The organism is Chryseobacterium sp. 14P4.3.2, from assembly GCF_057799275.1.
The window spans coordinates 23,916-47,910 of sequence record NZ_JBYOKO010000002.1 but is presented as its reverse complement, the minus strand read 5'-3'; the positions used below and the strand labels follow the sequence as shown (position 1 = coordinate 47,910).

Annotated in this window: 23 protein-coding genes; 13 read left to right on the top strand and 10 right to left on the bottom strand. The window is 36.6% G+C overall.

Annotation, left to right across the window (positions count from 1 at the left end; genetic code table 11):
• The first annotated feature begins 437 nt into the window (after nt 1-437).
• The gene (locus tag AC27VX_RS03770) at nt 438-1,154 is read left to right on the top strand and encodes a porin family protein (RefSeq protein WP_488693931.1); all 717 of its coding nucleotides are present in this window, start codon (nt 438-440) and stop codon (nt 1,152-1,154) included.
• Nucleotides 1,155-1,267: 113 nt separating this feature from the next.
• On the opposite strand, the gene AC27VX_RS03765 is transcribed toward AC27VX_RS03770, so the two are convergent.
• From AC27VX_RS03765 to AC27VX_RS03740, 6 genes are all read right to left on the bottom strand, one after another.
• On the bottom strand, nt 1,268-2,215 hold the full coding sequence (locus AC27VX_RS03765; protein WP_236859253.1) for a glycerophosphodiester phosphodiesterase family protein: 948 nt from the start codon (nt 2,213-2,215) through the stop codon (nt 1,268-1,270).
• A 142-nt stretch (nt 2,216-2,357) separates the two neighbouring features.
• On the bottom strand, nt 2,358-3,857 hold the full coding sequence (gene purF, locus AC27VX_RS03760; RefSeq protein WP_488693929.1) for an amidophosphoribosyltransferase: 1,500 nt from the start codon (nt 3,855-3,857) through the stop codon (nt 2,358-2,360).
• 142 nt (nt 3,858-3,999) lie between these two features.
• Nucleotides 4,000-4,722 (bottom strand): phosphoribosylaminoimidazolesuccinocarboxamide synthase, encoded by a 723-nt coding sequence (gene purC / locus AC27VX_RS03755; protein WP_236859251.1) that lies wholly within the window; start codon nt 4,720-4,722, stop codon nt 4,000-4,002.
• 36 nt (nt 4,723-4,758) lie between these two features.
• The gene (locus tag AC27VX_RS03750; RefSeq protein ID WP_488693927.1) at nt 4,759-5,454 is read right to left on the bottom strand and encodes a DUF3307 domain-containing protein; all 696 of its coding nucleotides are present in this window, start codon (nt 5,452-5,454) and stop codon (nt 4,759-4,761) included.
• Nucleotides 5,455-5,456: 2 nt separating this feature from the next.
• A complete protein-coding gene (locus AC27VX_RS03745) occupies nt 5,457-6,062 on the bottom strand; it encodes a SatD family protein (protein ID WP_236859249.1) in 606 nt (201 codons plus the stop codon).
• A gap of 403 nt (nt 6,063-6,465) precedes the next feature.
• Nucleotides 6,466-8,379, bottom strand: coding sequence for an endonuclease (locus tag AC27VX_RS03740; RefSeq protein ID WP_300685906.1), 1,914 nt, complete (start codon nt 8,377-8,379; stop codon nt 6,466-6,468).
• 190 nt (nt 8,380-8,569) lie between these two features.
• On the opposite strand from AC27VX_RS03740, the gene AC27VX_RS03735 reads away from it, so the two are divergent.
• From AC27VX_RS03735 to AC27VX_RS03685, 11 genes are all read left to right on the top strand, one after another.
• Entirely contained in the window at nt 8,570-9,709 is a 1,140-nt protein-coding gene (locus AC27VX_RS03735) for an acyl-CoA dehydrogenase family protein (RefSeq protein WP_488693925.1), read from the top strand.
• Between the two features lie 337 nt (nt 9,710-10,046).
• The gene (locus AC27VX_RS03730) at nt 10,047-12,980 is read left to right on the top strand and encodes a reprolysin-like metallopeptidase (protein WP_488693923.1); all 2,934 of its coding nucleotides are present in this window, start codon (nt 10,047-10,049) and stop codon (nt 12,978-12,980) included.
• Between the two features lie 586 nt (nt 12,981-13,566).
• Nucleotides 13,567-14,283, top strand: a complete 717-nt coding sequence (locus tag AC27VX_RS03725; protein ID WP_236859245.1) for a glycohydrolase toxin TNT-related protein — start codon at nt 13,567-13,569, stop codon at nt 14,281-14,283.
• Nucleotides 14,284-14,293: 10 nt separating this feature from the next.
• The gene (locus tag AC27VX_RS03720; protein ID WP_236859244.1) at nt 14,294-14,713 is read left to right on the top strand and encodes a hypothetical protein; all 420 of its coding nucleotides are present in this window, start codon (nt 14,294-14,296) and stop codon (nt 14,711-14,713) included.
• Between the two features lie 117 nt (nt 14,714-14,830).
• The gene (locus tag AC27VX_RS03715) at nt 14,831-15,448 is read left to right on the top strand and encodes an energy transducer TonB (RefSeq protein WP_488693920.1); all 618 of its coding nucleotides are present in this window, start codon (nt 14,831-14,833) and stop codon (nt 15,446-15,448) included.
• Between the two features lie 101 nt (nt 15,449-15,549).
• Nucleotides 15,550-16,017 carry a pyrophosphohydrolase domain-containing protein gene (locus AC27VX_RS03710; protein WP_236859242.1) on the top strand — a complete coding sequence of 156 codons (468 nt, stop codon included), beginning with the start codon at nt 15,550-15,552 and terminating at the stop codon, nt 16,015-16,017.
• A 3-nt stretch (nt 16,018-16,020) separates the two neighbouring features.
• The gene (locus tag AC27VX_RS03705) at nt 16,021-16,584 is read left to right on the top strand and encodes a TlpA family protein disulfide reductase (protein WP_236859241.1); all 564 of its coding nucleotides are present in this window, start codon (nt 16,021-16,023) and stop codon (nt 16,582-16,584) included.
• A gap of 2 nt (nt 16,585-16,586) precedes the next feature.
• Nucleotides 16,587-17,192, top strand: a complete 606-nt coding sequence (locus AC27VX_RS03700; RefSeq protein WP_488693918.1) for a DUF4230 domain-containing protein — start codon at nt 16,587-16,589, stop codon at nt 17,190-17,192.
• A 15-nt stretch (nt 17,193-17,207) separates the two neighbouring features.
• Entirely contained in the window at nt 17,208-17,348 is a 141-nt protein-coding gene (locus tag AC27VX_RS03695) for a hypothetical protein (RefSeq protein WP_300685919.1), read from the top strand.
• A 57-nt stretch (nt 17,349-17,405) separates the two neighbouring features.
• Entirely contained in the window at nt 17,406-17,552 is a 147-nt protein-coding gene (locus AC27VX_RS03690; protein ID WP_236859238.1) for a hypothetical protein, read from the top strand.
• A gap of 74 nt (nt 17,553-17,626) precedes the next feature.
• Nucleotides 17,627-17,815, top strand: coding sequence for a hypothetical protein (locus tag AC27VX_RS03685; RefSeq protein ID WP_236859237.1), 189 nt, complete (start codon nt 17,627-17,629; stop codon nt 17,813-17,815).
• Between the two features lie 96 nt (nt 17,816-17,911).
• Here AC27VX_RS03685 and leuB read toward each other — a convergent pair whose 3' ends face one another.
• The 4 genes from leuB to AC27VX_RS03665 are packed head-to-tail and all read right to left on the bottom strand — an operon-like array spanning nt 17,912 to nt 22,223.
• On the bottom strand, nt 17,912-19,036 hold the full coding sequence (gene leuB / locus AC27VX_RS03680; protein WP_300685924.1) for a 3-isopropylmalate dehydrogenase: 1,125 nt from the start codon (nt 19,034-19,036) through the stop codon (nt 17,912-17,914).
• On the bottom strand, nt 19,017-19,625 hold the full coding sequence (gene leuD / locus AC27VX_RS03675) for a 3-isopropylmalate dehydratase small subunit (protein WP_488693915.1): 609 nt from the start codon (nt 19,623-19,625) through the stop codon (nt 19,017-19,019). Before leuD ends, leuB begins: the two co-directional genes overlap by 20 nt.
• Nucleotides 19,626-19,641: 16 nt before the next feature.
• Nucleotides 19,642-21,030, bottom strand: a complete 1,389-nt coding sequence (gene leuC / locus AC27VX_RS03670) for a 3-isopropylmalate dehydratase large subunit (protein ID WP_236859234.1) — start codon at nt 21,028-21,030, stop codon at nt 19,642-19,644.
• 29 nt (nt 21,031-21,059) lie between these two features.
• Nucleotides 21,060-22,223, bottom strand: a complete 1,164-nt coding sequence (locus tag AC27VX_RS03665) for a 2-isopropylmalate synthase (protein ID WP_236859233.1) — start codon at nt 22,221-22,223, stop codon at nt 21,060-21,062.
• A 148-nt stretch (nt 22,224-22,371) separates the two neighbouring features.
• Here AC27VX_RS03665 and AC27VX_RS03660 point away from each other — a divergent pair, with 148 nt between their 5' ends.
• A complete protein-coding gene (locus AC27VX_RS03660) occupies nt 22,372-23,916 on the top strand; it encodes a hypothetical protein (protein ID WP_236859232.1) in 1,545 nt (514 codons plus the stop codon).
• The last annotated feature ends 79 nt before the right edge of the window (nt 23,917-23,995 follow it).

Here is a 23,995-nt window from a genome sequence, read left to right as displayed (position 1 = left end):
TCAATAGAAAAAGTCAGGTTTATTCATTTAAGTCTGACTTTTTCGCTTATAATGAGATTTATCAAAAGGACACAAATGAGACCAAAAAAAGAAAGCCGCCTGTAAAAAAATGGTATCAAGATAAGATTTTTAACCATTGAAATTTTCTCCAATCCCAATTTTTATCTTTTCAGTCATTTGTATTTTTAAAAAATATTCGATTTAATTTATAAATAGTAAATCTTTTCTTGCTTTAAAATATTCTAAGAAAAGTGATATTATAGAAACATTATTTCATAAAAAAGTATTAAAAACATAAAATAAAACCAAATTAAAAAACCTCACAAAAGCCTTTAAAACAAGTGTTTTCATACTTTGGCAAGCAATTTGCAAAATAATTCAAGTGAGATTGATAAATCACATTAAAAAAGCAAATAGTAAAATTAAAAGATAAAATTATGAAGAAGTTATTCTTAGGATTAGCATTAACTGCTGGTACGCTAGCTTTTGCACAGGAAATGCAAAAAGTAGCAACTGCAACTGCATCACCACTAAAAAATGATGTTCAGCCTATCAGATTCGGAATTAAAGCCGGAGGTAACTCAGCTTACATCAGTGAGCAGAAGTTTGGTCTTAATGCTCAAAAAATAGGTTTTCATGCAGGAGTGTTTGTAAATATCCCAATCTCTAAGCAATTCAGCTTTCAACCGGAGGTAATGTACAACCAAATGGGAGCAAGAGATGTTATCTCTTCTACGGACGTTCCTACTTCAACAGGAAGAATTAAAACTGAGGTACAGGATAAATTAACAATGAATTATATCTCCGTTCCATTAATGGTTCAAATGAGACCTTTTGAAAAATTCTATATTGAAGCTGGACCTGAGTTCAGTTATTTCATCAATGGAAAAAACAAAGGTGATATTACAACTACTACCACTTCAGGTAATGTAACAAACACGACACAAGTTTCTCATTCTGAAGACATCAACAAAGATGATATCAACAAATTCAACTTTGGTTTGGGTCTGGGTCTGGGATATGATATTACTTCTAACATTGGTATTAATGCAAGATATGTAAATAGCTTGACTAACATTAATAAGGAAAGAGCTGCTGGTGAGAATTCATACAACAACAGAGTTTTCCAATTAGGTGTAAACTACAAGTTTTAATAAATAAAACCAATTTTTTAACCCCAAATGCAGATTTCTGCATTGATAAAATAGCCGGAAGAATTTCTTCCGGCTATTTACATGCTTTCATTAAAAGGAAAGTAATAGATAGACTATTCAAATATCCGTGGATCATCACTGATTACTCCGTCTATTCCCATATCTTTTAGTTCCTTTAACCTTTCTTTAGTATTTACAGTCCAGGGAATCACTTTCATTCCCAATGCGTGGCATTCCTTTACAAGCTGGGCAGTAACAATATTATGATCAGGACTGTAGATTGTTGGAGTAAAACTCAGGAATTTCATGTCCTCTGCTACTCCATTCATATGATCAGGATACATCTTAAACTTCTCTGAGGAGATATTTTTAAAATAAGCCTGCTGCTGAGCCCTTTTTTTATCATCTACCTTTTCTACCAGCAGTGCAGTCATTATTTTGGGATATTCTTTATGAATAATCTCCAGTGTTCTGGGATCAAAAGATTGAATAATTACCCGCTCCTTGATTCCTTTTTCAACAATAATCTTCATCATCAGATCTACGAATTCCTTTGGCTCTGGATGAAAGATATGATCAGAGAAAGGGCGCGTTTTGGTTTCTATATTATAAAAAGGCAAAGGTCTTTTAAGCTCACGTGAATATGCTTCACAAGCATCTATCACTTCTGAAAAAAGAGGCTTCCGAGCCTTCATTTTCTTTTGATCAGGATAATTATTGAGTTTCTTTAAGCCTACATCGAATGTCTGAATCTTGGCATAAGGCATATCATAAATTTTATAATAGAAACCGGAATCTTTCGGAATATAGGTTCCGTCCGGCTTTGTTACCAGCTCAGGAGAAAGGAAAGCATCATGGGAAAGAATTACTTTTTTATCTTTAGTGATCGCCAAATCCATTTCCAGTGTCGTAATATTCATCTTTAAAGCATTCTTCATTGCCGGGACTGTATTCTCCGGATATAAAGATTTTCCTCCACGATGGGCTTGTTTATCAAAAGTCTGAGAAGAATAAAATTGAGAAAATACAAGAAATATCCCTGTAAAAAAAATGCTTTTCATATCTTGAAATTTTAATCTGATAAAATTAAAACTTAGTTGTGTACTATGTAATACAGGAATATTAAGCTTTTGCTACATTTATAAAAGAAAAAGAGTCAGACCTAAGCCTGACTCTACTTTCTTTATATTCAAAAAAAATATATTAACTGAATAATTCTATTTCCTCTCCTTTTCCTACAGGATATTCTTCAGTGAAGCATCCGAAACAGTGATTGGAAGATCCTAAAATAGTTTTCAAATTGTCTATACTTAAAAACTCTAAGGAATCTACTCCTAAATAATTTTTAAGCTCTTCTGTAGACATATTTGCAGAAATCAAATCATCTTTTGACGGAGTATCAATTCCCAGGTAACATGGAGCAATAATTGGCGGAGAAACACTTCTGAAATGAATTTCCTTTACTCCTGCATCTTTTAGAATCTTAACCAGTCTTTTAGACGTTGTCCCACGAACAATAGAGTCATCAATGATTACAACTCTCTTGTCTTTCATTTCAGAAATAATAGGGTTCAGTTTCAGATTAACTACTCTTTCTCTCATTTCCTGAGTAGGAACGATAAAACTTCTTCCAATATATCTGTTTTTGATCAAAACAGGACGGAAAGGTATTCCTGAAGCTTTCGAGAAACCAATAGCAGCCGGAACCCCGGAATCCGGAACTCCGATTACAAGATCTGCTTCTACAGGAGACTGTTCCCAGATTTTCTCTCCGGATTTTTCTCTGATCTCATAAACATTAATGTTTTCTAAGGTAGAGTCAGGTCTTGCAAAATAGATGTATTCGAAAGAGCAGATTCTTTGTTTTCCTTTTGCCTCATCCATCATATAAGAATGAAGTTTCCCTGGTTCATTTTCACTGGTGTAAATGATCTCACCAGGAAGGATATCACGTACATACTGAGCGCCTACAGCATCTAATGCTACAGACTCAGATGCTACTACATAAGATCTCTCATCAATAGCTCCTAAAACCAAAGGACGGATTCCGTTGAAATCTCTGAATGCAAAAAACTTATTTCTTGTCATTCCCACTACAGAATAAGCTCCTTTTATTTTCTCCATGGTTGCTTTAATAGCACCACGAAGTCCTAAGTCAAGATTCTTTTGAATTAATCTTAAAATAACCTCTGAATCAGATGTTGCTCTGAAAACTACGCCCTCAGCTTCCAATTCAGTTTTTAATTCTTTCGCATTGGTAAGATTACCGTTGTGTGCTATAGAAAGTATAATCTGATCATATTCGTTTTTGGCGAAAAATGGCTGGAAATTATATTTCTTTTTATCTCCTGCAGTGGTATAACGGGTATGCCCGATTGCAGAATTTCCCATAAAAGTTTCAGGCTCCTGAATGTCTTTATAAACATCTAAAACCAGCCCTTCATCTTTCATATTGGTGATTTTCCCATCCTTTAAAACGGAAATACCACAAGCTTCCTGACCTCTGTGCTGCAAAGCAAAAAGTCCGAACTGCGAAAGAGAGAACGTATCCAGATCATTGTCTGAATACAATCCGAAAATCCCACATTCTTCGTTGGGAGCATCTAATCTTTCCTCTTCCTGAGTTCTGAAAAGATTCCTTCCGTAAATCTGGTCTTCAAACTGTTTTAAATATTCACTTTTATGAATGTCTAAACTTTTCATTTCTATTTTTTCTAATTGTAGATCTTAGAAGTTAGATTTCAGATTTCAGACTAAAAACTAGCTTCAAATTTAACTTTGTCTTTAACGAACAAATTGTTTTTTACCGTCAATATCTGACAGGTGATGCATGACATCTGAAGTCTTATTTACCCAATAGGTTTTTAAGACGGTTGTAGATTTCAACATAAGCTTCAGTAACTTCTCCCAAGTCTCTTCTGAATCTGTCTTTATCTAATTTCTTCATGGTATCTTTATCCCAAAGTCTGCATGTATCAGGAGAAATTTCATCAGCTAAGATGATTTCACCATCTGAAGTTTTTCCTAATTCGATTTTGAAATCTACCAGAATAATATTGATTTTATCAAACAGGTCGATAAGGATTTCATTGATATCTGAAGTCAGTTCATACATTTCATCAAGCTCCTCATAAGTGGCAGCACCTAAGAAAACAGCATGGTGATCATTGATAAGCGGATCTCCCAACTCATCTTTTTTGTAGCAGATATCAAAAATTGTTACCGGAGATTTAATTCCTTCTTCCACTCCTAATCTTTGCGCCATACTTCCTGCAGAATAGTTTCTTACCACCATTTCAAGAGGAATGATAGAAACTTTTTTTACCAACTGCTCTCTTTCATCCAATTGCTTGATAAAGTGAGTTTTGATTCCCTTTTCATTTAAATATTCAAAGATAAGAGTTGTAATAGCGTTATTCATCTCTCCTTTAAGATCAACCTGACCTTTCTTTTGAGCATTAAATGCTGTAGCATCGTCTTTGAAACGTACTACTACTTCATCAGGATTATCGGTAGCAAATACCTGTTTCGCTTTACCCTCGTACAACATTTCTTTCTTTTGACTCATAATTTTACTTTCTAAATTGTAGTTAGATTTATTGATTTATTTAATAATTATTCCTGTTAAGACAGCCAGTCCAAAACTCAGCAGAGTACCCACGAGCACATATTCTGTAAGTTTCCTCTGTTTTGCCTGTACAAGGTCACTGAATCTGAAAACAGATTTGGCAGCCACCATGAAACCTACGCCTTCCCAGTGATTCACCATGATAAATGTAAAAACCAGCAGGCGTTCTAAAATTCCAATATATTTTCCGGCACTTGTTAAAGATTCGGTTTGAATAGTATTTTGAGCATCAGGAACGGGAGTCCATGATGACAGTAGTATTTTAATAAAGACAGAAGCAGGCGTTGTCAGAAACAAAGCAGCCATCAGTATTTTTAAAAACTCCTGGTTATGTAAAAAGCTGCATGTAAATTCTCCGAAATAAAAGGAAACCCCTGCAATCACCATAATATGTAAAAACTGATCAATAAAAAACCAGCTTTTTTTTGTTTTTACATTTTGAAAACTCAGCTTTGCAGCATCTATAATGAAATGGGTAATCCCTACCAAAACGGCAACCCACCATAGTTGTATGTCCCAAAGAAAAATAAAACTTAAAACCGTGTGAATCAGAATATGAAAATATAGAAACCTGCTTTTCAGTTTATAGTTTTCCTTATCAGCAACCCATGAATTTGGCTGAAGTATAAAATCTCCGAGTAGATGTGCCAATATGAGTTTGATAAAAATCATGCCTATAGTTCTGAGATTTTCTTTCTGAAATACTGATTGGTTTCCACGATGAGCTCATAGTTGGCTCGTTTCAGTCTCTGGCTGATAGAAGACTGTGAAATAGCAAATCTCTTGGCAAGATCTTCCTGAGTAATATCCTGATTCATGATCATTTCATGAATAATCTCTGCCGTAGCCATAGTCCAGTTGTCAAAATCTTTAGACGACCATTTCAGCAGGATGTTAAGATCCCTGTCTACAGCGTCGCTGGAAGTTTTGATGGCAACCGTATGGCCGTCGTTTTTAATATCGTTCAGCAATCTTCCTGAGTGTACATAGGCTGTACCATTAGATTCAGTGATCTTATCTGAAGAAAAACTTTCTTCCCCAATTCCTATGGCAATCCTTACATCAAGGTTTTCCTGACTTTTAATAAGAGATTTTATGGCTAGAAAATGCCAGAATACAGAGTCTATACTGCATTTGAACTGGAACTCGTCTCCCCTGTAGATTTCCCATGTGCCGGGAGCGCTTCCCCAGGTGTCGAGAAGATTTTTAAGTCTGGTAATCCAAACTTCCGTGTCTGCATGCTGTGAATTTATAATATCACCGGTAATGACCGCTATCATCCTGCAAATATAAGCATAATTACTTATAAATAAAAAATATAAGCAGAAACACTTATAGATATTGATTATTAGTGAATATGCTTATATCAATTATATGATAAACAGAAGGTTTTTAAGGGTTTAGATAAAATTGAAAATTTACAAAAAGATAAAGATCAGATAAAAACCATGAATATTACAGCCACTTATGTTTCAATTTTTATCATTTTTTATACAAGAAGCCATTCCTGCTATCCGCTCATACTCCTCGCGCCACCCCTTTATCCCTTCTCTTGCTGTGGGGTAACCGCTCCTATCAGGGCTATGAACAATCTGATTTCCTATAAAAAAACCTCACAGGTTTTTAAAATCTGTGAGGTCTGTACATTCATTTCATTATCTCCGGATTCGAAGGTTCTGTCTTCTATTTCTTTATAAACTGATATACCTTATCATCAAGCTTTAAGATATACAGGCCTACTGAAAGCCCCTGTACAGAAATATTTTTCTTATTTCTGAACGGATCTTTCTCCGTATAAATTACCTTTCCAGAAAGATCTATAACCTGTGCGGTTTTCACTTTCTGAGTCTCTCCGCTCACAAAAAGGTTATCATAAACAGGGTTCGGATATATCCTAAACTCATTATTAGAAGTAATAAGTTCTGCCGTAGATAAAGTTTCTCCTAAATTCTGGCAGTAATTAGATGGATAAGAATCCCACTGACCGCTGGTAAAAGTGCTGGATGGCTGACTGACTGAGCTTTTCCTGTATAAAGATACATTTCCATTTGTATTATTCGTATACTTCACTCCAATAGCGTCCACTGTAACCGTTTTATTATAAGCCAGCTCTACATAATTTTCTCCTGAGAACATCAAAGCATCAGAGGCAGTCACAAATCTTGCCTGATCATTGGTATAGCACGATAAAGTTGCTCTTGGATTCAAAATAACAAAGGTTTCATTGTTTCCTACTTTCCCTTCCAGTTCATACGTATTAGCATTGTAGATAGCTCCGGTACTGTTATTTTTCATCTGAACATTAATTCTGTAATTATTCAAATTAACCTCATGTCCGGTTTTATTAACGATTTCTAACGCATTATTTTTGATCGCAGGAGTATTGGTTCCCGATATATATTTTGTAATAATAAGATCTTTAGCATAATAATCTGAATCTAAAGTAGTAGCCGTAACCGTATTACTGAATGGAGACTCCAGGTAACCTTTGTCAAAAGCCTTCACGGTAAAAGTGTAGGTTGTGGACGGGCTCAGGTGGTCTATACTTATTGAAGATCCTTTCGTAATTGCTACAGGTGTTGCAGAACCATTCATATAAACCCTGTACCCTAAAATGTCTGTATCCGGCGAAGGAACCCAGTTCAGGTTAACAAAATAAGCATTCTGCTGAGACGAAGTAAGTGAACCTGGTGCTGCCGGTGCTACTGCATCCGGAGTTTCAGACCAAATCATATCAATCCATTCCGGGTGGTCAATAAATGGATTCCTGTTTTTCTGTATACTATATATAGCATTATTCCTGTCAATTTCTCTTTGTGAAACAGGATCCAGAGCGTTCCACTGCTTCAGCATTGCTATATAAGGAAGATCAACGGCTCTTTCTTCTGTTCCGTCAAGCGGACATTGATCAGTAGCGGGTGTTATATTAGCTGACGTGCTGTAAGCTGTATTAAAAGAGCCTAATTTACCCTCATACCTTACCGCAAAATACAGTAATGTTCTTGCAATATCTCCTTTAAACTCATTAATAGGTTCGTAAACCCTTCCCGTATACGGATAATTGGGAATAGCTGCATTAGCAATTCTGGAGCCATTGGTAAAATTATAAAAGTTGGTATTCCCTCCCATTCCATAAGGGTAATTGTTTCTTCTCTGATTGATATAGGCATCAGCAGGGATAATGAAGTTCAGATCCGAATACATAGGATAATCACTGATAGATGAGCTTGTACTGAATGTACTTTGCGGCATCATGTGTTCCCTGTTATATCCTAACCCTTCAGAAGCGACACCGCCAACCAACTGATTAACCTTATATTCATAAGCATCTGGTCCTGCAGGTATTTCCGAATAAATATCCAGTAAATACTCAGTATTCGAAGCATTGTGATCATAATATTTATCTAGATCTGTCTGACCATAGAACCCCTGAAGGTCGTCATAATGCCAGTTGATCACTTTCTCTGAAATAATGTCGTGAACTTTTGATTTCAGCGCGTAGCCTGTCAATCCTGTAGTTCCGTTATAATATCCGGCAGGAGCCTGCGCAGAAATATAAGAGGAAATAAAAATAATAGGAAGTAGAATTTTTTTCATGCCTTAAAATTGGGGGACTAAAATAGTAAAATAAAACAGGTAGAAACCTTAATATTTTATTAACAAAACATTAATTTTTAAAATATAAAAAATTGGAAATTAAAACATTGAACCCTAAAATATTAGGAGTGAAATAATTTTTTTAGCATTCCGTCAATTTGGTTATCTTTGGGAACTAACTATTATCTATATGAATACAGAGACTATTGACAACATCAAAATGATAGCGGAGACAGCTAGAGAATTTGCAGAGAAGAATATCCGACCGAATATTATGGAATGGGATGAAAGCCAGACATTTCCAAAAGACTTATTTCACCAGTTAGGAGAAATGGGCTTTATGGGGGTTGTAGTTCCTGAACAATACGGAGGTTCTGGTCTGGGCTATCATGAGTATGTTACTATTCTGGACGAAATCTCTCAGGTAGACCCATCAATTGGTCTTTCTTTAGCAGCACACAACTCACTTTGCACCAATCATATCTATGAATTTGGAAGTGAAGAACAAAGAAACAAATGGCTTCCTCAGCTGGCTTCCGGTAAAGTAATCGGAGCGTGGGGATTGACAGAACACAATACAGGATCTGACTCTGGGGGAATGTCCACTACTGCCGTTAAAGATGGTGATGAGTGGATCATCAACGGAGCAAAGAATTTCATCACTCATGCTATTTCCGGAGATATTGCCGTGGTAATGACAAGAACGGGAGAAAAGGGAGCTAAAAACAACTCTACAGCTTTCGTTTTAGAAAAAGGAATGCCTGGGTTCTCTTCCGGAAAAAAAGAAAATAAACTAGGAATGCGTGCTTCTGAAACTGCAGAATTGATCTTTGACAATGTACGTGTACCGGATTCTCACCGTCTTGGAGAAGTTGGAGAAGGATTCAAACAAGCTATGAAAATTTTGGATGGCGGAAGAATTTCTATTGCAGCTTTAAGTTTAGGAACTGCAAGAGGAGCTTATAAAGCAGCTTTGAAATATGCTAAAGAAAGACATCAGTTTGGAAAATCAATCTCTGAGTTCCAGGCAATCAACTTTATGCTTGCAGATATGGCAACAGAAATTGATGCTTCTGAGCTTCTTATCCAAAGAGCTGCCACGCTAAAAAATGCTAAACAGAAAATGACAAAAGAAGGAGCTATGGCAAAACTATATGCTTCTGAAGCTTGTGTAAGAATTTCAAATAATGCTGTTCAGATCTTCGGAGGTTATGGATATACAAAAGATTTCCCTGCTGAAAAATTCTATAGAGATTCTAAGCTTTGTACCATTGGTGAAGGTACTTCAGAAATCCAAAGACTTGTAATCGGAAGAGATATTACAAAATAATTGATCATTGATCACAAATGATAAGATCTCACTGAACGTTATCTTATTAACATATAAAACGAAGCTGCCTCACCTCTGAGGCAGCTTTTTTTTAACAACTCATCTATTTCAAATTTTCCCTCATTTTATTTACTCGTAATTTTTAACAGGATCAAAAATTATACTTTTTTCTCTTTGAAAAATTTCTGTTTTCGTCTATTTAAAGCTTATTTCAATTATATTCAATGTATCGCATAATATATTAGATATATAATCAGAATTTTTCTTAAATATTTTTATTTTCTGTAACATATTTTTTATTAGCTTTGATATTCCACAATCAAAATTAATATTTAATATGAAAAAACAACTAACCCTGATCGGAATGCTGCTTATTAGTGGTATTTCTTTCGCTCAGACTGATCGTCTTTGGTCTGAAGGCTCCAGAAAAACACCATCAGAGATCTTTGAAAACAAAGCAGGCATTACTAATCCCAAGGTATACAGCTTGAATATCGACGGATTAAAGAATGTTCTGGCAAGAGCTCCAAAACGACTGGCAGCCGGCGAAAAATCAGAAATCATCATTTCTTTCCCTAATTCTGAAGGCAGAATGGAAAATTTCAAAGTAAGGGAAAATTCTAACTTCGCCCCGGAATTGGCGGCAAAATATCCGGATATCAAATCTTATGTAGGCCAAGGCCTTGAAGACCCTAATTCTACAGTATACTTCAGCATTTCCCCCCTTGGATTATCTTCCATGGAAATCTACGGAGATAAATCTGCAGTATTCATTGAACCTTATTCCAAAGACCTTTCTACTTACGTTGTATACAGAAAGTCCGACAAAAAGGATGATCTTAACAAATTCGAGTGTACTGTAGTAGATGCCGCAAAAAAAGGAGTTTCAAACTCAGCTCTTGCAGCAAGACCGAATGCTGACGATGCCAAGTTAAGAACATTCAGACTGGCTTTATCCTGTACAGGAGAGTACACCACGTATTTCGGAGGGACAAAAGCCCAGGCATTAGCAGCCATGAACAACACAATGACCCGTGTGAATGGTGTTTTTGAAAAAGATTTCGCCGCAAGAATGGTCCTTATTGCCAATAATGACGCCGTTATCTATACCAATGCATCTACAGACCCTTATGCAGCAGCCTCAGGAATGAGCAGCTGGAATTCTCAGTTACAGAGTACCCTTACTTCTGTAATTGGTGAAGCTAATTATGACATCGGCCACCTGTTCGGAGCAACCGGAGGCGGAGGAAATGCCGGATGTATTGGATGTATTTGCACCAACGGTTCAAAAGGAAGCGGATACACTTCTCCGGCAGATGCAATTCCTGCAGGTGACAATTTTGATATCGATTATGTAGCCCATGAAATGGGTCATCAGTTCGGTGGAAACCATACATTCTCCATGAATAATGAAGGAACCGGTGCTAATATGGAACCTGGATCCGGATCAACAATCATGGGATATGCCGGAATTACCAGCCAGGACGTCCAGCCACATTCTGATGCATTTTTCCATGCTATAAGCATTCAGCAAATCACCAATAACATTAAAGCAAAAACCTGTTCTGTAAATACAAGTACAGGGAATTCAATTCCAACCTCTAATGCAGGCCTGGATTATACGATCCCAAAAGGAACCCCATTTGTACTTACCGGATCCGGAACTGATGCAGATGGAGATTCTCTAACGTATATCTGGGAGCAGATGGACAATGCTTCTTCTTCCCAAACAGGTGCCAGCTCAGCAGCCAGTGCGACAAAAGCTTCAGGACCTAATTTCAGATCATGGGCACCTACCACCCAACCTGTAAGATATTTCCCAAGAATGGCTTCTATATTAACAGGAGCAACTACTACAGCAGGTTCGGAAATCACTGTTGAAGCTCTATCTTCAGTAGCAAGAACATTAAATTTCAGATTTACAGTTCGTGACAACAGAGCCGGAGGTTCCGGAAATAATTCTGACGATGCTGTAATCACAGTGAATGCAACAGCAGGACCATTTACAGTAACTTCTCAAAACTCTACAACTACTTACACCGGAGGCAGTTCACAGAACATCACCTGGGATGTAGCCGGAACGACTGCAAATGGTGTAAATGCTGCCAATGTAGACATCCTTTGGTCAACAGACAGCGGAAATACATGGACCACCCTGCTGGCGGGAACCCCAAATGACGGCTCGCAAGCCGTAACGATTCCTAATGCTACTACCACTACAGGAAGAATCATGGTAAAAGGGTCCAATCACATCTTCTTTGATGTAAACAACGCTAACATTTCCGTAAATGCAGGCTCAGGCTCTTCTGATACAGTTGCTCCTACAGCTCCTACCCTTGCAGCCTCAGGAACCACCGCTACCAGCACAAATCTTTCCTGGTCAGGCGCTACTGACAACGTAGGCGTTACAGGTTATGACGTTTATCAGGGAGCTTCACTAATTGGCTCTACAGCTTCTACTACTTACACGGTAACAGGCTTAACTTCATCAACCAATTATTCTTTCTCTGTTAAAGCTAAAGATGCCGCAGGAAATACTTCAGTTTCAAGCAATACCGTAAGCGTAACGACTCTTTCAGGAGGAGGAACGGTAACGTATTGTACTGCTTCTGCATCCAATACAGCTGATGAAAGAATCGGAAATGTAAAATTCGGAACAATCAACAATACATCAACAGGAACTGCAGGTTATGAAAACTTCACTTCAGTATCTACCAATGTTACTACAGGAAGTGTATATACAATTTCTATAACTCCGTCATGGACTTCTACTGTTTACAGTGAGGCTTATGCAGTTTATATTGATTATAACGGAAACGGAAGCTTTGCAGACAGCGGTGAACTGGTATGGTCTAAAGCTGGTTCTACAACAACTCCTGTTACAGGATCTGTTACAATTCCGTCAACAGCTGTTTTAGGCTCTACAAGAATGAGAGTAATGATGAAATACAGCACCATTCCTACTTCATCATGTGAAGCTTATACATATGGTCAGGTTGAAGATTATACCGTTAATATAGTTTCTTCCGGAAAAGGAGATCTGATCAACACAAAAGATCTGATCACTGACATTAAATTGTATCCTAATCCTGTAAGAGATGTACTGTATATTTCAAATACAACTTCTGAAGATTATAAAATCTTCGATATGGGTGGAAAACTAATCGATTCAGGAAAACTTCAGAGAGGATCTGTAAATGTAGGCGGTCTTATCAAAGGCGCTTATATGCTACAGGTTGGAGAAACAACGAAGAGATTCATTAAGGACTAATACCTTTAAAATTCAAACGATGTGAACGAGGCTGTCTCCAAAGTGAGACAGCCTCGTTTTTTTTTGTTTTATGCATAAGTTTCAGCATCTTACTATTATTTTTTCGAAAGCCTATCAATTTCGATGCACTGATCTGATAAAAACTAATTGGTAAATTATGAAGATATTTTTCTCTTTAGACCTCTCACGTACTTTATTATAATTTCATATTCATATTCCATTTATTACTAATAATTCCCACTAATAAATTTTTATTTTAAATAAAAATACTAATATTTAATATTTTTAATTTACTTTTATCACTCAATAGAACCCTTTCTGTTGTACCGTTTACCCAGCTGGTATTAAGAGCACGGAAATCGTTTTTTTACGGTTAAATATTCTGTTCGCTTCTCTTAATTTTCTTTCTTTCGTAGTATCACAAAACCTATGGGTAAGACTTGTAATCAACATCTCTATCAATCCAATTTTGTAAAAATAACCCTGACAAGGTCTCCAAAAAGAAGATAATGTTTCAAAGAGGAGTATTCACAGCATATGCCTTTATAATACCTCATTCATTTTCAAATAATTTTAAATTTTTTATATGAAACATTTATTTAAGTACTTCTTTATTTTAACGATCGCTTCTTTTTCCATAGCCTGTAGCTCAGACAGAGAAGAGGAAATCAGTAATCCACCAGGTGACGTTACAACGGTATTCTACAAAAGCGCTGATGAACTTGCTGTAACCTACGACCCCAACAACAGCGTGAATGCCACACTCAGAAGCCAGATATACGACCTCTATAAGCAAGGCAAATGGAGCGATCTTGAAACCCTTTTCAAAGCTAATAACCTGAATGGCGGATGGCCACCGGCTAATGGCGGCTATAATATCGTTGACGATGTTGCTTTACAGGCAGGACAAAAATTCGACAGATACAGCGGAGCTGTGGGCAGTTATAACGGAACCGGCACTCCTACACTGGGAGGAAGCTTTACAAGTCCTATCATCAATGGATATGTTTACACATTCACACAGAGAGCTTTAAATCAAACTGAAGATAAATATGATTTCTATTATGAGATTGATGTATTGAATAATGCAATGCAGTTTAAAACTCAGACTGCAGACATCATTCCTTGGTTTAATCAGGCTGGAAAAGGAAAACAAACGATGTGGAAAATCCCGATTGACATTAATACAGGTTTTCAAAAAACATGGAATAAGCTTGCAGAAGAAGGTTATATAAAAGTGACCATCAAGAAAAGTCCAAGCGGAAAATATCCTAACTTAGTAGGCACGGTAATTCAGCCATAAACAAACTCAGATGTATTCAATATCAAAAAAGATAAGCATTAGCAAAAGAGCTCTTATTATCAAAAATCATTTCAGCAATGATGAGATCATTCCTTCTGCAGCAACCTTATTCACCTGCTGTGACTGCGGTTCTGAAAATAGAATAGAAATAACCCCTTATGCATCCGGATTCCCGATTCTTCAAATTTACACTGAAGATAAAGTGCTCTCTAAAAATGAACTATTAAAAAACGGAATGGTTACTGAAACATCCGGCAGAATGCAGCATTTCGGAGAACTAACCGTTAATGAATTGCCAACTTTATATTTTGGAACCCATTGTGTTTCCTGTGATTCAAAATACATCTGTGTGTTCAGCTACGGAGAAAAACAACCCGGATTAACCGTATTGAATATCTCAGGAGTCTGGAAATACCAGGAATTGGAATAATTTATACAGAATAAAAGTTCCTAACTTCTCTAAGTTTTACAATTTTAAAAGTTCACAATTTCCAGATTGTGGACTTTTTATTTTAATAACATTCCTTATAGTGGAGGATCTGCACAAATGTTTTCAGAAATACAGGATTACTTTCTGAAAAGCGGTTCAAAGCCATGTGAAAAAACTGAAATATACTTTATCAATTTAAAGATTGACGAGGACGGAAAACCGGCTTTAATAAAAAAGAAGGGTGATGAAGATATTATAGCAAAAAACAAATGTGCTTTTGATCTTGCTGTAAAATCCCTTGGAAATTTAAAAAAGTGGCAGCCTGCAGAAGTGAAAGGAAAAAAAATTGCCGCTTATTTCAATTTTCCATTTGTACCAAAAGACTTTTTTGAAAATTACAAATCCGACTATGATATCAATAAAGCCTACCAGTCTGCACCTCTCCCTGGCGGAATGGGAGCCTTCAGAAAAGAAATGAAAAAGAGCTTACAAGATTATCTGGATACGGATTCCTATCAACCAAAAGGAAGATTTCTTGTTTCTTTTGCGGTAGATATAGATGGAACTATCACCGATATAGATATTGAGCCTAAAGTGGAGAATTACGAAACTTTTCTTGAAGGTGTAAAGTTTGCCATGAAAAAGATAAAAGGAAAATGGACTCCCGCAAAAAGAAAAGGAGAACCTGTAAAATCATGGTACAGAATTCCTATTGATTTTAATTCAATCGATTAAATTCCCCTACCGGACGCAAGCTCCCTTTGTCAATACATTTTATCCTGTACATTTCACAATTTACAAATCGTTTTCTATCTTTGTGGTAAATAAAAAATTTCATGGATAAAATTGATAGTCTGAACCAAGTAGCAGAATTCCATACTACTTTCAAAGCCCCTATTTTAGATACCCCACAAATTCCTTCTCCGGAAAGATGCAGCCTTAGAGTAGAACTTCTACAGGAAGAATTAAATGAGCTGAAGCAAGCTATTGCAGATAATGATATTGTAGAAATTGCTGATGCACTTTGTGATTTGCAGTATGTTTTGAGTGGTGCAGTACTTGAATTCGGACTTGGCAGTAAATTTGTAGAGTTATTCAATGAGGTTCAGCGTTCCAATATGTCGAAAGCCTGTGATAATGAAGAACAGGCAAAGGAAACAGTTGAATTCTACAAGGAAAAAGAAGTAGAATCTTTTTATGAAAAGTCTGGTGAAAAATTTAATGTATACAGACAGGCTGATCATAAAGTATTAAAAAACAAATACTATTCTCCTGCTGATTTAAAATCGATTATTGAGAAATAAAATATGAAAAAATTTATTACAAATCTTGTTGCCTTTTCAAGCTTATTTTTGGCTGTTCAGCAGTTCAGCGCCCAGAAAGTAGTCGTTAATCGTGAGGTAGACACTGAGAAAGACGGTAAAATGCTTTTGGGACATCAGCTGAAAGAGCAATTCCTAAAAGCACCTTATGCTGACTGGTATGTAAAGGAACACGATGAATATGCTCTGGACGAGAAAGCTATCAAAGAGCTTAAAAGAGAAAAACTGGGCTCTTACGATGTCATTGTTTTTATGGGCTCATGGTGTGAAGACAGCCACAGAGATATTCCAAGGTTGATGAAGATTCTGGAAGCGGTAAGCTATCCTGACAGCAAATTAACCATTATTGCCGTAAACCGTAAAAAGGAATCTCCTACCGGAGATGAGAGTCTTTATAATATACAAAAAGTTCCGACCATCATATTGAAAAGATATGGAAAAGAGGTTGGAAGAATTGTAGAAATGCCTACTACAGGCTATATTGAAAGGGATTTAGCAGAAATTCTTAAAAAAAATGATTCATCCGTCATCAAAGAAATTTTTAAATAGATTTGAGAAATAATAAAATAATTCTATCGTTTGCCGCAGGTGCAGGAGTTATGATACTTCTGTTTTTCGGTCTGAAGTCATGCATGAATCTTGGTGGAAAAACTGAGCATTCAGATTATTATATCCTGACCAACCAGATCTCCAGGATGAATAAAATGGTGGTGATGGAGCAGAATACATCCAGCATGCAGAAAACCAAGATGGGCTATGAAGTGTTTGGAAATGAGGTCTCCAGCAACAGTATTATTACCTATACCAAAACCAATGCTCAGGTATCTTATGATCTGAATAAAATGAAGATTGAAGTGGATTCCATCAACAAAAAACTGGTGATCACTGAACTTCCCGATGCAGATATCAGAATCACCCCAAGTGTTGAGATTCAGTCTCTGGACGATTCTTTTTTTAATAGAATTTCAGAAAAGGATATTAAAAATGTAACGGAAAAAGCGAAGGAATCTGCAATTAAATCCATTGATCAGAATCAGCTGAGAAGCGAAGGCCGTAAACAGTTAATGGAAAACCTTAACAATGTTTTCGTTTTAGCTAAGGCTTTAAATTATTCGATAGAGGATAAGACCGGGAAAATTGGTATATTAGGACTCTAAGTTAAATAACATACCATGGATCCTAAAGAAAACAAAAAAGCTGCGGAAGAAGCGTTGCAGAACCAAGATTCGGAAACCAACCCGGCACCGAAAAAAGTGGAAAAAGAAGATATTCAAAAATCTTCCACGAATAAATCAGGAAAGAACGGTGGCTAATGGGTCAGTGGCTGATTAAGAAAGAGAACAATGATTTCAACTTAAAAACCTAAACCTATGAATCCTAAAGAAAATACAGGGAATAAGTCTGGAGAAATTCAGCAAAACCAGAATCCTGAAAACGATTCTCAACAGAAGTCCGGGTCTGACAAAGAAGAACTTCCAAAATCTTCAACAGCTAAATCTGGAACACGAGGAGGATAATTGCTTACTTTTCCCATTTTGGCAAACACTTTGAATGATACTATCAATATTCTTGACATTAAAAATTCAAAGTTATGGGCTCAAACGAAAACAGCAAAAAGAAAGAGTCTGCAAATACGGCAGAAAACAAAGAACAGAATCAGGATTTCCAGAATATTCCTGCTTCATCTAAAAAGACTAATCCACCTGATATTGATAAAGAAGACATTCAAAAAGCTTCCAAAAATAAATCAGGGAAAACAGACAATACAAAGGAAAAATAATCTCCGGTGTATTGAACCATAAAAAATCGAAAATTGCCATCTCTTACGAGGTGGCAATTTTCTTCTAACTATCTAATTAAGTGGACTTTTTCACATCTATACTATGGTTGATTTGCCTATTTTCACATTTTCAAAATTGTAATAAGACTTTTCTGAATATTTAATGTGATCCGCAATAAAGCTTCCCACTTCACTGGTGCTGTAATATTGCTTCGTATTAAGGTCAATGGTCACATATGTATTCTCAATAGCATGTTCTACGGATTGTCTTAATTTACTTGCCGCAGGCTGTAAATTAAGATGATCAAGCATCATAGCAACACTCAAAATGGACGCTATAGGATTGGCAATTCCCTTTCCCTTTGCCTGCGGATACGATCCGTGAATAGGCTCAAATAAAGCATTCTCATTTCCTACAGATGCAGAAGGCAGCAATCCGATTGACCCCCCGATAACGCTTGCTTCATCAGAAATAATATCCCCAAACATATTTTCAGTCACAATAACATCAAACTGCTTAGGATTCAGGATCAGCTGCATGGCTGCATTATCTACAAACATATAATCAAGCTGTACTTCAGGATATTCCGGTGCAATTTCCTGGCAGATCTTTCGCCATAACCTTGAAGTATCAAGCACATTAGCCTTATCAATAAGAGTCAGTTTTTTTCTTCTCTTCTGAGCTTCCTTAAAAGCCATATGAACAATGGGAATAATGTCTTCTCTGCTATAGCTGCATATGTCATACGCATATTCACCTTCCGGATCGGTAAATTTTTCTCCAAAATAAATACCGCTTACCAGCTCTCTGAAAATCTGAATATCAGCGCCTTCAATAATTTCTCTTTTGAGCGGACTTTTTTCTATCAGAGAATCATACGTTTTCAAGGGACGGATATTGGCAAACAATCCCAATTCTTTTCTAAGCTTCAACAGTCCCTGTTCGGGTCTTACTTTTGCTTCCGGATTATTATCAAAAGCAGGATCACCAATTGCTCCAAAGAGAACCGCATCAGATTCTTTACAGATTTTCAGCGTTTCTTCAGGCAAAGGATTTCCCGTTTTAAAAATAGCTTCAGCACCTATCAGCCCGTATTCAAAATGAAACTTGCATTGGAAAACTTCGGTAATTGCATCCAATATTTTAATGCTTTCTTTAATGATCTCCGGACCAATTCCGTCTCCCGGAAGCACTGCGATTTTAAAATAATTGTCGCTCATTTGTTTTGTGTGTTTTTAGTTCAAATTCTTTGATCGCCTGTTTTTTGCTGATTAAAAAATCAATATCGTCATAGCCGTTTAAAAGGCATATTTTTTTATATGAATCAATCTCAAAGGTTTCGGTTGTATCTTTGAAGCTGATGGACTGTAATTCGACATCCACAGCAATTTCATTATCCGGATTTTCATTAATTCCGTCTAGAATTTCTTTTAAAAATTCTTCAGAAACTTTTACAGGAAGAAGTCCGTTATTCAAGGCATTTCCTTTAAAAATATCAGCAAAATAACTGGAAACGATAACTTTAAAACCGTAGTCTGTCAAAGACCAGGCTGCATGTTCACGACTGCTTCCACAGCCAAAGTTATTTCCGGCTACCAGAATTTCACCTTTGAATTTGAGATTATTGAGTACAAAATCAGGATTTGCCTCTCCTGTATGGATATTAAACCTCCAATCTCTGAACAGGTTTTCACCAAAACCTTCTCTGTTTATACTTTTTAAAAATCTTGCCGGAATAATCTGATCCGTATCTATATTTTCTGCAGGCAGTGGAACTGCAGTCGATTTTATAACAATTAATTTTTGCATGCGCTCTGTAATCTGTTTAGTTCAAGCTTTCAAAAGCTGAAATTCTACCTTCTATTGCTGCTTTTGCCGCGGTTAAAGGACTCGCAAGAATTGTTCTTGCACCCTGCCCCTGTCTTCCTTCAAAGTTTCTGTTGGAAGTTGAAACACAATACTCACCTTCCGGAATTTTATCATCATTCATCGCCAGACAAGCCGAACATCCCGGCTGGCGGATCTGGAAACCTGCTTCATTGAAAATTTTATCCAAACCTTCTTCATAAATCTGTTTTACTACCTGCTGGGAACCCGGTACAATAAGGGCTTTTACCGCTTCAGATTTACTCTTCCCTTTAATATATTGGGCAGCAGAACGAAAATCCTCTATTCTGGCGTTGGTACAGCTTCCAATAAAAACATAGTTAACATTGATACTGGAAAGAGCCTGTCCTGCTTTCAATCCCATATACTTCAATGCCTTTTCTTCAGATTCATTTTGTGGAGCGGGAATTGTTTCATGAACAGAAATTCCCATTCCGGGATTCGTTCCGTAAGTGATCATTGGATAAATATCTGATGCTTCAAACGTAAGTTCTTCATCAAAGACAGCTCCTTCATCTGTTTTTAAAGTAGTCCAGTAGGCTATTTTCTCATTCCACTCCTCTCCTTTCGGAGCAAACTGCCTTCCTTTTACATATCTGAAAGTTGTTTCATCCGGAGCAATCATTCCTCCCCTGGCCCCCATTTCGATACTCATATTGCACACAGTCATTCTGCCTTCCATTGACATTTCTTCAAATACATTTCCGGCATATTCACAAAAATATCCTGTCCCGCCATCAGTTCCGATTTTTGAAATGATATACAGAATCACATCTTTAGGCTGAACATTTTCGTTCAATTGCCCATTAACAGTAATTCTCATAGATTTTGGCTTGTTGAGAAGCAAACATTGGCTTGCAAATACCTGAGCAACCTGACTGGTTCCAATTCCGAAAGCAATAGACCCAAAAGCTCCATGGGTAGAAGTATGGCTATCGCCGCACACAATACTCATTCCCGGCTGGGTAATGCCCAACTCAGGAGCAATAATATGAACAATCCCCTGATAATCATGTCCCAGTCCAAACAATTCAATATTATTTTTTGTGCAGTTTTCAGTCAGCTGCTGAACCTGATTTCTGGACAACTCATCACGGATTGGCTGTTCCTGATTCAAAGTGGGAACATTATGATCTGCTGTCGCCACAATCTGCTCAGGCCTGAATATTTCGAGATTTCTGGATTCAAGCTCTGCAAAAGCCTGAGGACTGGTTACTTCATGGATCAGGTGTTTGTCTATATAAATAATTTGAGGTCCATCCGGGATGGTTTCTACAACGTGAGCATCCCAAACTTTATCAAAAAGTGTCTTTTTATTGTTGTTCATTTTTACTTTATCTTGATTTTAAATCAACCCTATCCTATTTTTCTACTAAAACCGTCCATAATAAGACTCAGGTCATCATTTCCGATTTCTTTTTTAAGATCAGCAATTTTTAAAAACTCCTGATACAGATAATCGAGTTCGTTCTTCGTCACTTCGTAACCGATATTCTTAAAACGATAAGCTAATGCCGAACGCCCGCTTCTTGCTGTAAGAATAATAGATGAGGCATTCACTCCCACTTCTGCAGGATCGATAATTTCATAAGTTTCTCTGTTTTTAATGACACCATCCTGATGAATTCCTGAACTGTGTGCAAAAGCGTTAGCACCTACAATTGCTTTATTGGGCTGCACAGACATCCCCATCAGGTCAGAAACCATCACACTCATTTCATTAAGCATTCTGGAATTAACATCAGTATACAGATTTAAATTTTTATGCTGCTTCAAAATCATTACCACTTCCTCTAAAGCTGTATTTCCTGCTCTTTCACCCAATCCGTTGATCGTGCATTCAATCTGGCGGGCTCCGTTGGCAGCTCCTGCAATAGAATTGGCGGTAGCCAGTCCTAAATCATTGTGGCAATGGCAGGACAGCACTGCTTTTTCAATTCCTTTTACATTTTCCTTCAGGTATTTTATTTTCTGTCCATACTCTTCCGGCAGACAATATCCTGTTGTATCAGGAATATTCAATACCGTGGCTCCTGCTTTAATGACAGCTTCACACACCTGCGCCAGATACTCATTATCCGTTCTTCCGGCATCTTCTGCATAGAATTCTACATCTTCCACATACCTTTTTGCATATCTTACGGCCTCAGCAGCGCGTTCCAAAATATCTTCCCTTGTAGAATTGAATTTGTATCTGATGTGAGAATCAGAAGTGCCTATTCCTGTATGTATTCTTGGTTTTTTTGCATATTTCAGAGCTTCAGCTGCGGTGTCAATATCTTTTTTATGGGCTCTGGTCAGCCCGCAAACCTTTGCATTTCTTACCAGTTTTGAAATTTCCGAAACAGATTCAAAATCTCCCGGACTGGAAATAGGAAATCCTGCTTCAATGATATCAACTCCCAGTTCATCAAGTCTTTCGGCAATAATCAATTTCTGTCCCGTATTCAGTTTGCATCCCGGAACCTGTTCCCCATCTCTCAGTGTGGTATCAAAAATTTCAATTTTTTCGGAGTTCATAAATGAAGTTTTTTACTTAATTTTGGTTCAAAACTACAGCTTGCAATATTTTTTTGTTTTCGCTTTTCCTGAAAATTACAATATCCAACAGTTGAAGAATTCGATATATCTATTTATTAATCAGTATTTTAATATTTAAAAATTTACAATGGCAGAATTGCAGAAAGATTTTTTGTTTGTATTGGTAAAGTCATTGACTACTTCAGAAAAACGACAGTTTAAATTATATGTTAACCGTCTCGGAATTAACGTAGATGCCAAATTCCTGTTGTTATTTTCGGAAGTAGATAAGATGAAAGAGTATGATGAAAGTATTATTGTAGAGAAAAAAATATCTACAAAACAGCAGCTGTCTAATCTGAAAGCACATCTTTATAAACAAATTCTGGTAAGTCTCCGTATGAACCCGAGCCATCAGAATTATAGAATTCAGCTTCGGGAACAGCTTGATTTCGCCAATATTCTATATCAGAAAGGGCTTTATAAACAGGCTTTAAAAATATTAGACAAAACAAAACAATCTGCTTTGGAACTGGATGAAAAAAGCATTGCCTCAGAAATCATCGATCTCGAGAAAGTAATTGAGTCACAATTCATTACAAGAAGTATTAATGGACGCGCCGAAGAACTTATCCGCGAGTCTCAGGAAATAAGCAGGCAAAACCGTTATACAACCAAATTATCTAATCTTTCGCTGAAATTATACAGTGAAATGCTTACGCACGGATATGTAAAAAATGATACAGACCGTGAAGAAGTTCTTGAGGTTTTCAACTCCCAGATCAAAAATATTAAACTCGACAGGCTGAATTTCACTGAAAAGCTTTGGTATTTTAAAGCTCATGTCTGGAAAAACCAGCTTCTGCAGGACTATAAGTACACCTTGAAATATGCCTATCAATGGGTTGATCTTTTTCATAAAAAGCCGGAAATGATCTTCAGCCACCCTGTCTGGTACATTAAAGGAAATACTTATTTGCTCAAAATTCTTTTTCTATATGGAAATATTGATATTCTGGAAGAGCATTTTGAAAATTTCAATGCAACTGTACATGCTGAAAGTTTTGCTCAGAATGAAAATCTTCAGTCTCTTATTTTCCTTACTTATTACAATACCCTAATGAATATTCATTTTGTAAAAGGAGAATTTTTCACAGGAACAAAGCTGATTCCGGAGATTGAACTGAAAATGGAAAAACTTAGAGAACGTATTGACGAACATCATTTTATGATTCTCTATCTTAAAATGGCCGCCATGTTTTTCGGAAGCAAGATGTTCGAAAAATCTATTGGATATTCTATGAGAGTCCTGGAGTCAAAAGGGAACGTACAGGAAGATTTACTGTTTCATACGAGAATCCTTATTTTAATGGCAAAATACGAGTCAGGAAATGATGAAGATTATGATGAATTTATTGCTTCTACTTTAAAATTTGCCAGAAAGATGAAAAAGCCGGAAGAGTTTCATTTTGAAAGCATTCAGTTTTTTAAGAATCTGAATAATCAGGTATGGGATCAAAGGCAAAAGGCTTTTGAAAGTTTTGATAAAAAGCTGGAAGAGTTTTCCAAAAATGAATATTACAGAAGATCCTTATTTTATATTGATATACACGGGTGGATAAAATCTAAGGTACAGAATGTAGATGTGATTGAAATTATCAAGCAGAAAGTGAAATATAAAAGGAAAAATTAAACTGTTTATTCCTTTTTAAACTACAAATCTTCGATTTACCCGAATCTCCAAATAAAGAAATCAGAAATTCCTTCATTCG

Coding starts and splice junctions, on each gene's coding strand:
- AC27VX_RS03715 (WP_488693920.1), top strand. CDS start 14,831: ATGTTTTCAGAAATACAGGATTACTTTCTGAAAAGCGGTTCAAAGCCA.
- AC27VX_RS03660 (WP_236859232.1), top strand. CDS start 22,372: ATGGCAGAATTGCAGAAAGATTTTTTGTTTGTATTGGTAAAGTCATTG.
- AC27VX_RS03765 (WP_236859253.1), bottom strand. CDS start 2,215: ATGAAAAGCATTTTTTTTACAGGGATATTTCTTGTATTTTCTCAATTT.
- AC27VX_RS03740 (WP_300685906.1), bottom strand. CDS start 8,379: ATGAAAAAAATTCTACTTCCTATTATTTTTATTTCCTCTTATATTTCT.
- AC27VX_RS03685 (WP_236859237.1), top strand. CDS start 17,627: ATGGGCTCAAACGAAAACAGCAAAAAGAAAGAGTCTGCAAATACGGCA.
- leuC (WP_236859234.1), bottom strand. CDS start 21,030: ATGAACAACAATAAAAAGACACTTTTTGATAAAGTTTGGGATGCTCAC.
- leuB (WP_300685924.1), bottom strand. CDS start 19,036: ATGAGCGACAATTATTTTAAAATCGCAGTGCTTCCGGGAGACGGAATT.
- AC27VX_RS03720 (WP_236859244.1), top strand. CDS start 14,294: ATGTATTCAATATCAAAAAAGATAAGCATTAGCAAAAGAGCTCTTATT.
- AC27VX_RS03750 (WP_488693927.1), bottom strand. CDS start 5,454: ATGATTTTTATCAAACTCATATTGGCACATCTACTCGGAGATTTTATA.
- leuD (WP_488693915.1), bottom strand. CDS start 19,625: ATGCAAAAATTAATTGTTATAAAATCGACTGCAGTTCCACTGCCTGCA.
- AC27VX_RS03735 (WP_488693925.1), top strand. CDS start 8,570: ATGAATACAGAGACTATTGACAACATCAAAATGATAGCGGAGACAGCT.
- AC27VX_RS03705 (WP_236859241.1), top strand. CDS start 16,021: ATGAAAAAATTTATTACAAATCTTGTTGCCTTTTCAAGCTTATTTTTG.
- AC27VX_RS03710 (WP_236859242.1), top strand. CDS start 15,550: ATGGATAAAATTGATAGTCTGAACCAAGTAGCAGAATTCCATACTACT.
- AC27VX_RS03690 (WP_236859238.1), top strand. CDS start 17,406: ATGAATCCTAAAGAAAATACAGGGAATAAGTCTGGAGAAATTCAGCAA.
- purC (WP_236859251.1), bottom strand. CDS start 4,722: ATGAGTCAAAAGAAAGAAATGTTGTACGAGGGTAAAGCGAAACAGGTA.
- AC27VX_RS03730 (WP_488693923.1), top strand. CDS start 10,047: ATGAAAAAACAACTAACCCTGATCGGAATGCTGCTTATTAGTGGTATT.
- AC27VX_RS03665 (WP_236859233.1), bottom strand. CDS start 22,223: ATGAACTCCGAAAAAATTGAAATTTTTGATACCACACTGAGAGATGGG.
- AC27VX_RS03745 (WP_236859249.1), bottom strand. CDS start 6,062: ATGATAGCGGTCATTACCGGTGATATTATAAATTCACAGCATGCAGAC.
- AC27VX_RS03770 (WP_488693931.1), top strand. CDS start 438: ATGAAGAAGTTATTCTTAGGATTAGCATTAACTGCTGGTACGCTAGCT.
- AC27VX_RS03725 (WP_236859245.1), top strand. CDS start 13,567: ATGAAACATTTATTTAAGTACTTCTTTATTTTAACGATCGCTTCTTTT.
- purF (WP_488693929.1), bottom strand. CDS start 3,857: ATGAAAAGTTTAGACATTCATAAAAGTGAATATTTAAAACAGTTTGAA.
- AC27VX_RS03695 (WP_300685919.1), top strand. CDS start 17,208: ATGGATCCTAAAGAAAACAAAAAAGCTGCGGAAGAAGCGTTGCAGAAC.